Origin of the sequence: Stenotrophomonas maltophilia (assembly GCF_013464915.1) — a bacterium.
GTDB lineage: Bacteria > Pseudomonadota > Gammaproteobacteria > Xanthomonadales > Xanthomonadaceae > Stenotrophomonas > Stenotrophomonas maltophilia_AT.
This window is the reverse complement of record NZ_RAVT01000006.1, coordinates 98,320-110,654: the sequence shown is the minus strand read 5'-3', so window position 1 is coordinate 110,654 and position 12,335 is coordinate 98,320. Positions and strand designations below refer to the sequence as shown.

At 68.4% G+C, this 12,335-nt stretch carries 9 protein-coding genes; 5 read left to right on the top strand and 4 right to left on the bottom strand.

The features are described from left to right. Positions 1–14: 14 nt before the first annotated feature. From cutA to D7T59_RS02795, 4 genes are all read left to right on the top strand, one after another. Entirely contained in the window at positions 15–353 is a 339-nt protein-coding gene (gene cutA, locus D7T59_RS02810; protein WP_180850999.1) for a divalent-cation tolerance protein CutA, read from the top strand. Beyond that, entirely contained in the window at positions 350–2,731 is a 2,382-nt protein-coding gene (locus D7T59_RS02805) for a protein-disulfide reductase DsbD family protein (RefSeq protein ID WP_180850998.1), read from the top strand. Before cutA ends, D7T59_RS02805 begins: the two co-directional genes overlap by 4 nt. Then, positions 2,728–3,291: a TlpA family protein disulfide reductase gene (locus D7T59_RS02800; protein ID WP_180850997.1), complete on the top strand. Its 564-nt coding sequence runs from the start codon at positions 2,728–2,730 to the stop codon at positions 3,289–3,291. The genes D7T59_RS02805 and D7T59_RS02800 overlap by 4 nt, the downstream gene beginning before the upstream one ends. A 638-nt stretch (positions 3,292–3,929) precedes the next feature. Further along, entirely contained in the window at positions 3,930–6,452 is a 2,523-nt protein-coding gene (locus tag D7T59_RS02795) for a PepSY domain-containing protein (RefSeq protein WP_180850996.1), read from the top strand. 78 nt (positions 6,453–6,530) lie between these two features. Here D7T59_RS02795 and D7T59_RS02790 read toward each other — a convergent pair whose 3' ends face one another. Beyond that, positions 6,531–9,068: a methyl-accepting chemotaxis protein gene (locus D7T59_RS02790; RefSeq protein WP_180850995.1), complete on the bottom strand. Its 2,538-nt coding sequence runs from the start codon at positions 9,066–9,068 to the stop codon at positions 6,531–6,533. A 202-nt stretch (positions 9,069–9,270) separates the two neighbouring features. Here D7T59_RS02790 and D7T59_RS02785 point away from each other — a divergent pair, with 202 nt between their 5' ends. Continuing rightward, a complete protein-coding gene (locus tag D7T59_RS02785; protein WP_164136129.1) occupies positions 9,271–10,110 on the top strand; it encodes an arylamine N-acetyltransferase family protein in 840 nt (279 codons plus the stop codon). Between the two features lie 66 nt (positions 10,111–10,176). On the opposite strand, the gene D7T59_RS02780 is transcribed toward D7T59_RS02785, so the two are convergent. From D7T59_RS02780 to D7T59_RS02770, 3 genes are read right to left on the bottom strand one after another with little or no spacing between them, the layout of a single operon-like run. After that, positions 10,177–10,548 (bottom strand): VOC family protein, encoded by a 372-nt coding sequence (locus D7T59_RS02780; protein WP_164136130.1) that lies wholly within the window; start codon positions 10,546–10,548, stop codon positions 10,177–10,179. 22 nt (positions 10,549–10,570) lie between these two features. Next, a complete protein-coding gene (locus D7T59_RS02775; RefSeq protein WP_164136131.1) occupies positions 10,571–11,209 on the bottom strand; it encodes a response regulator transcription factor in 639 nt (212 codons plus the stop codon). Further along, positions 11,206–12,306 carry a sensor histidine kinase gene (locus tag D7T59_RS02770; RefSeq protein ID WP_180850994.1) on the bottom strand — a complete coding sequence of 367 codons (1,101 nt, stop codon included), beginning with the start codon at positions 12,304–12,306 and terminating at the stop codon, positions 11,206–11,208. The genes D7T59_RS02775 and D7T59_RS02770 overlap by 4 nt, the downstream gene beginning before the upstream one ends. Between the last annotated feature and the right edge of the window lie 29 nt (positions 12,307–12,335).

The window sequence follows — 12,335 nt, the reverse complement described above, 5'->3', positions numbered from 1 at the left end:
TATACTCGACGGCCATGTCGACCGTCGATCCCGTCCTGCTGCTGTTGACCACCTGCCCGGACCGGGCCAGTGCCGAGCGCATCGCGCACGCGCTGGTCGGCGAGCGCCTGGCCGCGTGCGTGACCCGCCTCGATGGCGCGCAGTCGACCTACCGCTGGCAGGGCGAGGTGACCACCGACGCCGAGCTGCAGCTGCTGGTGAAAACCACCGCGAGTCGCGTCGATGTCGCGATTGCCCGGATCGTCGAACTGCATCCGTATGAACTCCCGGAGTGCATTGCGGTCGAAACCCGGGCCGGCCTGCCGGCGTATCTGGATTGGATCCGGGCACAGACCCGGGAGGACACTGATTGAAGACTCTGTTTGCGCGTGGCGCCGCCCTGTGCGCCCTGTTGTGGCTCTCGCTGCCAGCCTTGGCACTGGATGAGAAGGACCTGCTGCCGGTGGACCAGGCGTTCGCGCTGACCGCCACCGCTCCCGAACGTGGCCAGGTGCAGCTGCAGTTCAAGATCGCACCGGGCTATTACCTGTATCGCCACCGCACCAGCGTCAAGGCCGACCCGGCCTTCAATGCCGGCGCGTTGCAGATGCCCAGGGGCGACAAGCACCACGACGATTTCTTCGGCGAAGTCGAAACCTATCGCGAGCGTCTGCAGGCCACCCTGCCTGGCACGCCGACCGAGGCCGCCGGCACCATCAGCCTGGAAGTGCGTTACCAGGGCTGCGCCGACGCCGGTGTCTGCTACCCACCGCAGAAGCGCGTGGTGCAGGTCACCCTGCCCGGCGGCGGTGCACAGGCGGCGGCCCCGGCCGCGCGCGCCGGTGCGGCCAGTCCGTTCAACAATCCACTGGCCGGTGCCGGCAACAGCGGTGGCCTGCGCCTGCCGGGTGCGGCCAGCAACAGCCAGGCACTGCCACTTCCGTCCGAGCAGGCATTCGGCTTCGATGCCATCGCCAGCGACGGCAACACCCTGCTGCTGCGCTTCAGCCCGGCGCCGGGCTACTACCTGTATCGCGACCGCACCTCGCTGAAGCTGGAAGGCAGCACCGGCGCGCAGGCCGGCACGCCGCGCTGGCCGGCTGCGCAGTCGCATCGTGATGAGCACTTCGGTGATGTATCGGTCTACTTCAACCAGGTGGAAGTACCGCTGCCGCTGCGCCGCTCCATTGCCGACGCGGTCGACAGCACCCTGGTGGTGACCTTCCAGGGCTGCCAGACCGATGGCATCTGCTACCCGCCGATGACGCGCCGGGTGAAGCTGTCGATCCCGGCCGGCAAGGTCAGCGCCAGCGCCGACCAGGCACCGCCGCGCAGCGAGGTGATCAGCCCGCTGCCCGGTACCGCCGGTGCGTCGCGCGAAGCCGCCAATGGTGCGCCGCTGCGCCTGCTGCCAACGGTGCCCAACACGGACGCCGCCACCCCGGTCGTCGCAGGTGCCGGAAACGGCAATGAATCCGCCGCCGATGCGCGCGGTGACAACGCGCTCCGCACGCGTCCGCCGGCGACCACGCCGAATCCGGACAGGTCATTCGTGTGGGTGCTGCTGCTGGCCCTGGCCGGCGGCCTGGTGCTGAACCTGATGCCGTGCGTGCTGCCGATCCTGTCGCTGAAGGTACTTAGCCTGGCGCAGAGTGGCGAAAGCCCGCAGCGCGCACGCAGCCACGCGCTCTGGTACACGCTGGGCGTGCTGGTCGCGTTCGCGGTGATCGGTGCGTTGATGGTCGGCCTGCGCGCGATCGGCAACGCCGTCGGCATCGGCTTCCAGCTGCAGCATCCGGGCGTGGTGGCGGCACTGGCCTACATCATGTTCGCGGTGGGCCTGAGCCTGTCCGGTGTGTTCACCCTCGGCGGTGGCATCGGCAACCTCGGCCAGTCGCTGGCCAGCCGCAGCGGCCCGGCCGGTGACTTCTTCACCGGTGCGCTGGCCTGCGTGGTCGGCAGTGCCTGCGTCGGCCCGTTCATGGGTGGCGCGATCGCCTACGCGTTCATTGCCCCGCCGCTGAAGGCGATGACCGTGTTCCTGTTCCTCGGCCTGGGCCTGGCGCTGCCGTTCCTGCTGATCGGCTTCGTGCCGGCGCTGGCGCGCCGCCTGCCCAAGCCGGGCCCGTGGATGGAAACGCTCAAGCACGTGCTGGCCTTCCCGATGTACGCCACCGCACTGTGGCTGCTGTGGGTGCTGGGCAAGCAGCGTGGCGTGGACGGCATGGCGCTGGTGCTGGGTGGCCTGCTGCTGTTCGCCTTCGGCCTGTGGCTGTTCGAGCGCAACCGCTGGACCGGCTCGCGCGCGGTGACCCTGCTCGGCGTACTGCTGGCGATCGGTGCATTGGTACCGGCCTGGGGCGTGACCCAGCTGGCACCGCCGGCTCGCGCCGCACAGGCGGCCAGCGACAACGTGGTGGAGTACTCGCCGCAGCTGCTGGACCGCCTGCGCGCCGACAACCGCGTGGTGTTCGTCAACATGACCGCCGACTGGTGCGTGAGCTGCAAGGCCAACGAGCGCGCCGTGCTGTCGCGCCCGGAGTTCAAGGATCTGCTCAAGCGCACCAACGCGGTGTACATGCGCGGTGACTACACCAACGTCGATCCGCAGATCACCACGTTCCTGGAAGAACACAAGGCCGTCGGCGTGCCGCTGTACGTGGTGTACGGCCCCGGCGCGCCGCCGACGGTGCTGCCGACCCTGTTGACCCAGGCGGTGGTCGAGGAAGCGCTGCTGCGCACCGCACGATGAAGTGGCAACGGCCAGCGCTGCTGTGGACAGCGGTGCTGGCCGCCGGCCTTGGCCTGTGGGCCGGCCATCGATTGGCACCGGCGCCAATGGCGCCTGAGGCCATGCCGGCGGCGCCTGCCGTTGCGGCTGCGGCGCCGGTCCTGCAGGTTGGCGACGGCCTGCCCGCGTTGTCGCTGCCCGATCTTGAAGGCCAACCGCTGGACCTGCGCCAGCGCTTCGCCGGCCGCCCGCTGCTGGTCAATGTCTGGGCCAGCTGGTGCGCCCCGTGCGTGGAAGAGATGCCGGAGCTTGCCCGCTTCGCCCATGCGCAGGGCGACAACGGTGTGCAGGTGCTGGGCCTGGCACTGGATAGCCCGGAAGACGTGCGCCGTTTCCTGCAACAGGTGCCGGTGGATTACCCGATCGTGATCGAAACCCCGGGGCCACGCGACGCGAGCGTGCAGCTGGGCAACGCACAGGGCCTGCTGCCCTACAGCGTGCTGTTCGATGCGCAGGGGCGGATGGTCAAAGCGAAGCTGGGGCCGTTCGCCCACGGCGAGATCGAACGCTGGGTGAAGTGAGGGTGTTTTTTGCAGGTCTTGCAGCCCTGCACCTTGCTCAATGCAACGGCAACAGCCAAAGCCAAAGCCAAAGCGGGCATTCCGTGGGATGGCGGGGCACTGTGGGTGGTCAGGACACGCCGTAAACCCATCCATGGGGGCTCGATGGCGCCATCCATGGCGCCAACGGTCCTGACCACCCACACCGCCCCACCCCCGACAGATCCCCGCGGCGGCTGTTGGTGGGTGCCGACCGTTGGTCGGCACATCTGTCAGATATCGATATTCAGAACGGAATCAGACCCCGTGCCGACCAACGGTCGGCACCCACCAAAGCAGAACGCCGTTCCGACAGATCGCGGAAAACTGTCGAAGGCGGGGTGGGTCCGGTTGAGGGGGCGTGAGCCGCATGGATGCGGCGACCGAGCTTACATGGACGTACTTGCAGCGTCCCCCTCAACCGGACCCACCCCGCCAACCCACGGAAAGCCAGCTTTTGACGTTGACGTTGCTCCGGCTTGTAGCGGGTGCAGGGCTGCAAAGCCCTGCAACAAAACCCTTCTTGACCGTAGCCCGTCCGCCACGGAGAATTCCGCGACTAATTCTCATTTGCTGTTGCGCAGGATGCGGGCGGCAGCCTTCCGGGCCCTCCTCCTCCGATGTTCAAGAACGTCCTGTTCCAACTGCACTGGCTGCTGGGCATCACTGCCGGTGCCGTACTGGCCGTGATGGGCCTCAGCGGCGCCGTGCTGTCCTTCGAGGACGAACTGCTGCGTGCCGCCAACCCCGGCTTCGCGGAGATCGCCGAACACCATTCCGAAGGCCAGCACCCGCTGGCGCTCACTGAACTGGTGCCGCTGCTGCAGGCCGGAAGCGAGCGACCACTGCAACGCCTGCGCATTGATGCCACCGGACAGCGACCGTCAGTGGCACGGTTCGCCGGCGGCAAAGAGCACTGGGTGTACTTCGACCCGTACAGCGGTGAACGCTTCAGCGCGCTGCGCGGGCAGGCCTTCTTCGATTTCGTCGAAGACCTGCATCGCCACCTCGCCGCGGGCGAGCGCGGCAAATGGATCACCGGCAGCTGTGCGATCGCCCTGCTGTTCTTCACCCTCTCGGGCCTGTACCTGCGCTGGCCGCGGCGCTGGTGGCACTGGCGCAGCTGGTTGGCGGTGGAATGGAAGCGCAGCGGCCGCGGTTTCCTGTGGAGCCTGCACTCGGTGGTCGGCACCTGGGTGCTGTTGATCTACCTGATGAGTGCACTGACCGGCCTGTGGTGGTCATTCGACTGGTACCGCAGCGCCGCCAACACCCTGCTGGGCGTCGCGCCGGCGGCCAAGCACAAGGTCGCCACCGATGCGGCGCTGGACCTGCGCCGCATCGAAACCACCTTGTATGCGCTGCCCGGCGTGCGCACCGGTTTCATCGACCTGCGCCTGCCGGAAAAGCCCGGCCAGGCACTCAACGTGCGGGTGATGGCCGGTGATCCGTCACAGCGCGGCGGCCAGCATGACCGTGCACACGATCTGCTGCAGCTGGATCCGGCCAGCGGGGCAATCCTCGATTCGCGCCCCTACGCGCGCCAGGGCACTGGCGCGCAGCTGGCCACCAGCGTGTTCGCGTTGCACTCGGGCAGCTACTTCGGCATACCCGGGCGCGTGGTGGTGATGCTCAGCAGCCTGGGCATGGGCCTGTTCTTCATCACCGGCTGGATGCTGTACCTGGACCGTCGCCGCAGCCAGCGCGCCGCGCGCGGGCTGCGCCAGTCGCTACCGGTTGCCGCCGCCGATGATGGCCGCGTACCTTGGCTGGTCGTGCATGCCAGCCAGAGCGGGCTGGGTGAACAGCTTGCCTGGCGTGCCGCCGCGCAGCTGCAGGCCGCTGGCCATGCCGTGCAGGTACTGCCATTGGCCCGGGTCGAGGCCACGCAGCTCGCGCGCACTGCGCAGGCTTTGTTCGTGCTGAGCACCTTTGGCGATGGCGAACCTCCGGATGCGGCGCGGGGCGCTGCGCGACGGCTGCTGGCACACGCGCCCGATCTGTCGGGCCTGCAGTTCGGCCTGCTCGCCCTGGGTGACCGCCAGTACCCCCACTACTGCGGCTTTGGCCGCCAGTTCGATGGCTGGTTGCTGGGCAACGGTGCGCGTGCGCTGTTCGAGCGCATCGATGTCGATGCCGCCGCGGTACCGGCGCTGCGCCAGTGGCAGCAACAGCTGGGCGCGCTGACCGGAATCGCCACCGATGACAGCGCGCTGCCGGCCGCCACGCAGATGCACGAGTGGCGCCTGCTCGGCCGCGACCGCCTCAATCCAGGCAGCATCGGCGGTGCGATCTGGCGCATCCGTCTTGCTGCACCGGCCGAGGTGCAGTGGCAGGCAGGCGACATCCTGCATATCGCGCCCCGCCACAACGCGCGGCACGCTGGTGCGGTGCTGAAGGCACATGGGCTGGATCCCCTGCAGCCGCTGCTGATCGACGGCCAGCCGCGCACGCTGTTGGCGCTGGCCAGCGAGCGCGAGCTGCCCGATGCCGATGCTGCGCTGGCGGTGCAGGATGCGTGCCTCTGGCTGGCAGGGCTGCCGCTGCTGCCGGGGCGCGAGTACTCCATCGCCTCCTGTACGGATGACGGTGCGGTCGAACTGGTGGTGCGGCTGGTCCATGACGAAGCCGGACGCACCGGCCTGGGCTCGGGCTGGCTGTCAGTGCATGCACCGATAGGCGCCAGCATCGCCTCCCGCGTGCACCGCAATCCCGGTTTCCATCGAGTGACCGGTGCACCCATGGTATTGATCGGCAACGGCACCGGCATCGCCGGCCTGCGCAGCCTGCTGCGCGAAGCCGCCCGTGCGGGAGAGCACGGGCACTGGCTGCTGTTTGGTGAACGCCAGCGTGCGCACGATTTCCTGTTTGCCGACGAGATCGAGGCCTGGCAGGCCAACGGTCATCTTGCGCGGGTGGACCTGGCGTTCTCGCGCGATGGCGACGGTGGCTATGTACAGGATCGCCTGCGTGCGGCGGCCGATGCCCTGCGCGGCTGGATGCAGCGCGGTGCAGTCATCCACGTCTGCGGTTCGCTGCTGGGCATGGCCGAAGGCGTGGACCAGGTGCTGCGCGAAGCGCTGGGCGATCAGGCAGTGGAGACGCTGTTGGAAAGCGGGCGCTACCGGCGCGACGTGTATTGAGCCACAAGGGTAGTGCCGGCCGCTGGCCGGCATGATCATGGACGGTGCCGACCAGCGGCCGGCACTACCGGAACAGAATCAGGCCGCAGCGCGCGCCCGTGGCATTGGCTGCAAACGGAACGCGCCCACGGCTTCTGCCAAGGCATGCACCTGCGCCTGCATCTGCGCGGTGGAGGCACCGGCTTCTTCCACCAGGCTGGCGTTGCGCTGGGTACTGGCTTCCATCTGCACGATGGTCTGGTTCACCTGCGCGATGCCGGCATGCTGGTCCTGCGATGCACTGCGGATACCGGCCAGCAGCTCGGCCAGCTGCTGCACGCTGCCAACGATCTCGCCCATGGTGGTGCCCGCCTGCTCGGCCTGCTGGTTGCCTTGGCCGACACGCACCACCGAATCCGCGATCAATCCCTTGATCTGCTTCGCCGCCTCGGCACTGCGCTGGGCCAGCAGGCGTACTTCTGCCGCCACCACGGCAAAGCTGCGGCCCTGCTCGCCCGCGCGTGCCGCCTCCACGGCCGCGTTGAGCGCAAGGATGTTGGTCTGGAAAGCGATGCCATCAATCAGCTGGGTGATATCGCCGATACGGCGTGATGCCTCGCTGATGCCATGCATGGTCGCCACCACCTGGCCGACCGCCTCTCCGCCGCGCTGCGCCACCGCTGCGGCCCCCTTGACCAGCGCGTCGGCACGCCCGGCGGCATCCGCGTTGCGACCCACGGTGTCGGTCAGCTCATGCATCGATGCGGCAGTCTCTTCCAGGTTGGCCGCCTGTTGTTCGGTACGCTGCGAGAGGTCGTGATGGCCGGCAACGATCTCGCCAACACCGGTATCGAGGCTGGAAGTGGCGTGCTGGATGCGGGTGACGATGCGGCCGAGCTGCGCGACGGTGGCGTTGGCATCGTCGCGCATGCGCGCGAACACCCCCTGCAGTTCTCCCTCCATGCGCACGCTGAGGTCACCGCGGGCCAGCGCAGCCAGCAGCGCCTGCAGGTCGCCAAGATTGGTTTCAAACGTGGCCAGCAGGCGGTTGATGCTGGTCGACAACGTACGCACGAAACCCTGCTTGCCCTCCAGCGCGATGCGCCCGTGCAGGTCACCGTGGGCGGCGGCGTCGACCAGCGCGGCCACTTCGGTTTCCAACAGGGTTTCCAACGCACGGCTACGCCATTCCACCGCCACGCCAAGGAACTGACCTTCGTCGATGATGGCGTTGGCGATCAGCTGGTAGCGTACGCCGGCATGGCCGATCTCGCGCTCCTCGCGCTGGCGCACGCTGGCCAGGCTGCCCAGTGCGGGGTGCAGCTGCACCGCATCGATGCCCACCAGGTCTTCGATCTGGCGTTCGAGCTGCAGCAGCAGTGCCGGGTTGGCGTAGGCGACCTGCCCTTCCGCATCGATCACCATCAGGCCGGTCTGCGCGCTGTCCAATGCCTGGCGCACGCGGGTGTTGCCGCGCGCCACCGCGCGCTCGGTCTCGATGCGCGCGCGCAGGCGCTGCTGCATGTCGACCAGCCGCTGGGCCAGCTGGCCGATCTCATCGTTGGCGTTGTAGACGCGCAGGGTGGTGTCCAGCCGATCGTCGGCGATGTCGCTGGCGAAACGCAGGGTGTCCCGGATCGGCTGGCGCACCGCGCGCAGGACCAGTACCAGGCTGGTGATCAATACACCGGCAACCAGCAGCAGCGTCAGTGCGAACAGCACGCTCATGGTGCGCGCGCCGGCTTGCTGGCGCGCCTGTGCACTGGCCAGCGCCGCCACCTGCGCGTGCTGGAACGCGGCCAGCGCCGGTGCCACGCCAGCGGCGGTTTCCAGCAGTGACTGTGCCTCCACATCCAGCCCGACGCGGGCGGCGGTGTAGCCCAGCAACGCGATCTGGTAGCCCTCCATTCCGCTGCGCAGGGCATCCTGCACATCGGTGGGCAGACCCGCCAGCGCCAGATCGAATGGCAGTTTTTCCTCGCTCGCACGATCGGCATGGGTGGAATCACCATCGAGCAGCAGCAGCGCCTCCTGACGGCGCATCTTCTGCAGGGACAGTGCCAGCGACGGCCGCTGCTGGGCGTCCACCTGGGTCTGCAGGGCATCGGCCGTCTGCTGCAGCTGCGCGGCAAGGCCAGCGTCACCGCGCCCCATTTCATCGACACGTTCGAACAGTGCCACCACCCCCTGCGAGAACGTGTCGGCGGCCTCGGTCAACGCCTGCAGCGCCTTGCGGCGACCGGCATCCATCGGCATCGCACGCAGCGCCTGCAGATCGGCCTGCAGGCCTTTCTGGGCAACCAGCAATTGGTTGCGGTCGGCATCATCGAAACTGCGTGCATACTGGGTCTGCAGGCGGCGCGCTTCGGCCACCCGTGTGGCCAGGCTCGCAGCCAGATCGCTGCCGCGCTGGTAGCTGGCCTGGCTGCGTGCGGCCTGGGCATTGGCGTGGCCGGTCCAGGCGTAGACGGCGGCGATCGCGACCAGGCCAAGCCCACAGACCCACAGGGTCGCCTTGAGCTTGTTGGCCACGCTGAGCCGATGCGGCTGCAGCCAGCGCAGCAGGCCGGGGGATGCCGAGCGCAACGTGCCAAGGCGCGCGCGCAGGGACCTGAGGTGGGGGACAACGGCCGACATGACAGACTCCAGGCGGAAGGACGCACCTGTATCGGCTGGATTCAGGACAACTTTAGAGCTTTCTTCGTCCGCGCCCCCCGTCACTGGTGGACGCGGCCTTTGTACCGGGTGCAGGCGACGGGGGCATGACACCGGCGCCGCGCTTGACCTCAACCCCGGTTGGGGGAGCACAGTGGACCTCCCTCCCCCGCCCGGTGCCGCCATGACGACGCTCGATGTCCCCCGCTACCTGCAACGCCTGCAGCTGGATGCGCCGCCACCCTTGACCTTGGCTGGCCTGACCGCACTGCAGCAGCGTCACAACGCCCTGTTGCCGTTCGAGACCCTCAGCTGCCTGTTGCGCGATGCGGTGCCGATCGACCTGGACAGCGTGCAGCGCAAGCTGCTCGACGACCGTCGCGGCGGCTACTGCTTCGAACTCAATGGCGGCCTGCTGGCCCTGCTGCAGGCACTGGGCTTCGATGCGCAGCCGCTGAGTGCGCGTGTACTGCTGGCCGCGCAGGACGGCGAGCTGACCGCACGGACCCATCTGCTCCTGCGGGTGCACGTGGATGGGGACGACTGGCTGGTGGATGCCGGATTTGGCAGCCTGACCCCGACCGTGCCGCTGCGCCTGCACGATGCACAGCCACAGGCCACGCCGCATGAGCGCTATCTGCTGCAGCGCCTGCCCGAGGAGGACGACTTCGTGCTGTCAGCCGAATCCAGCGACGGCTGGCGGGCGATGTACCGCTTCGATCTGCAGGCGCCTGCACCGATCGACAACGTGGTGGGCAATTGGTACGTATGCACCCACCCCGATTCCAGCTTTCCGGGCCAGCTGCGCGCGTCGCTGACCGGGCCGGACTGGCGCCGCACCATCGGCAGCGGCAACTACACCGAGTACCGCCCCGGGCAGGCACCGGACAAGCGCCCGCTGCACGATGTCGGCGATGTGCGCGAGGTGCTGCAGCAGCGTTTCGGCATGCAATTGCCCGACGACCCACGGCTGGACCCGGCGATCAACGACTGGCTGCAGCGCTCCCGCGCCGCGACCTTGTAGAGCCGAGCCCATGCTCGGCTGACGCATTGGCGGCGCAATCAACAGCAGCCGAGCATGGGCTCGGCTCTACAGAATCCTGCGCGCCTGCAATGCGATGCGGTTGCCTTCACTGTCGCGGATCTCGGCCACGCGCCAGTCGCCGGCATCGGCGGGGCCGAAGCGCAGTTCGGCACCTGCCTGCAGCGCGCGAGCGAGGCTGGCATCCAGGTCTTCGACGCCGATGTAGATGCGCGCGCCCTGCTCGGAGGGCCGGTAGTCCGCGCCTTGCACCAGCGCCATGCTGGCACCCTCTGCGTCATCCGAAAACGGCAGGTACGCCATCTGGCAGTCGTGCAGCAGGATCGGCTCATCCACGTCCACCCGCAGCCATTGCTGGTAGAACGCGATGGCACGGGCCAGGTCACTGGCGGGGACTTCAACGTGCAGGATCGGGTTCATGCATTTTCCTGGTGCCGGCAACTCAGATGATGCGCAGGGTAATCGCCTTCAGCACCGCGCGGGTGCGGTCGCGGGTGCCGAGCTTGTCGAGGATGGCCGAGACATAGTTCTTCACCGTGCCCTCGGCCAGGAACAGGCTGCGCGCGATCTCCTTGTTGCTGTAGCCACCGGCCAGCAGGCGCAGGATCGCTACTTCGCGCTCACCGAAGGTATCGGTGGGCGGCGTTTCATCATGGAAGCGGTAGCGGGCGCGTACCGGCTCGGTGCTGACTGGCAGCAGCAGGGTCTCGCCGGCGGCAACGCGCTCGATCGCCTCGCGCAGGTCGGCCGGTGCTGCATCCTTGAGCAGGAATCCCTGCGCGCCTGCCTCGCTGGCGCGCAGCAGCAGATCACTCTCATCGAAGGTGGTCAGCAGCAGCCACGGCGTGGCGTCACCGCGTGCGCGCAGCTGTTCCAGCGCCTCGATGCCGTCCATCCCGGGCATGCGGATGTCACTGAGCACGACGTCCACGCGCTGGGTGGTCAGCGCATCCAGCAACGCCTGGCCGTCCTCGGCCTCCAGCACCACCTCCACGCCCAGCCCCTGCAGCAACGCACGCAGCCCGGCGCGGACCAGCGCCTGGTCGTCGGCCAGGGCAACACGGATCGCGCCGCCGTTCATGCCGGCACCCAGGCGGTCAGGTGCATGCCGCCCTGAGCGGTACGGGCCACCTCCAACTGGCCGCGCACTGCGGCCAGGCGCTCACGCATGCCGGCGATGCCGTTGCCCTCGCGGATGCGCTCGGCGCGCTGGCCGTCATCACGGATGTCGATACGCAACCGGGAATCCTCTTCGTTGATCGTCAGCCATACGGTGTCTGCGTTGCCATGCCGGGCGGCATTGGTCAGCGCTTCCTGTACCAGGCGCAGCACGGTCTCTGCCATCAGCGGGTCGGCCACGCGCACGCTCTCGCCGATCTGCAGCTGCAGTTTCGGGCGCGGGAACGGCGCGGCCAGCGCGTGCAGCGCGGTCGCCAGATCGAGGCCGCGATCATCGCGCATCGATTGCACCACCCGGCGGATGTCGGCCAGCAACTCGCCGGACAGCTGCTCGGCCAGCACCAATCCTTCGCGCCCGGCCAGCACAGGGTCGGCCGCAAGGGCGCGCAGGTTCAAGCGCATCGCGGTGAGCTTGTGCCCTGCCACATCGTGCAGTTCGCGGGCCAGGCGCAGGCGCTCGGCATCGCGTGCACTGTCGGCCAGCAGTGCACGTGTCGCCAGGAGATCGGCATTGACGCGGGCCAGGTCATCGCGGGCCAACGCTGTGCTGCGCGCGTAGTGTGCGGTCAGTGCGGCAAATGCCTGGAAGCCGCCATACAGCAGCACCACCAGCAACGGCTGGGTGAAGCCACTGTGGCGCAGCACGAGATAGATGGCGAGGTTGGCCAGCAGTGCAACACCCAGCACGAAGCGCGGCGACCAATGCTCGGCCAGCTGCGCCACCAGCACCACCAGCAGTACCGGTGCGGTTCCGGTGCGCGGCTGCAGGGCAACCAGCGCGACAGCCAGCACGGCCTGCAGCACCGCAGCCAGTGCACGCACGCGGGTCGGCATTGCCGCCCATCCGTGCACCACGAACAGCAGCAGGAACGCGCCCAGCAACGCCTGGCTGAGGCCGGCACCGGCGCCCTGCACGCCGAATGACAGGCCCACCACCAGCACGGTGACCAGACCGGCGAGGCTGAGGGGACGCAGCAGGTGGCGGAACAGGCTGTGCATGACCTGATGCTGACGGCCGCGGCAGCAAC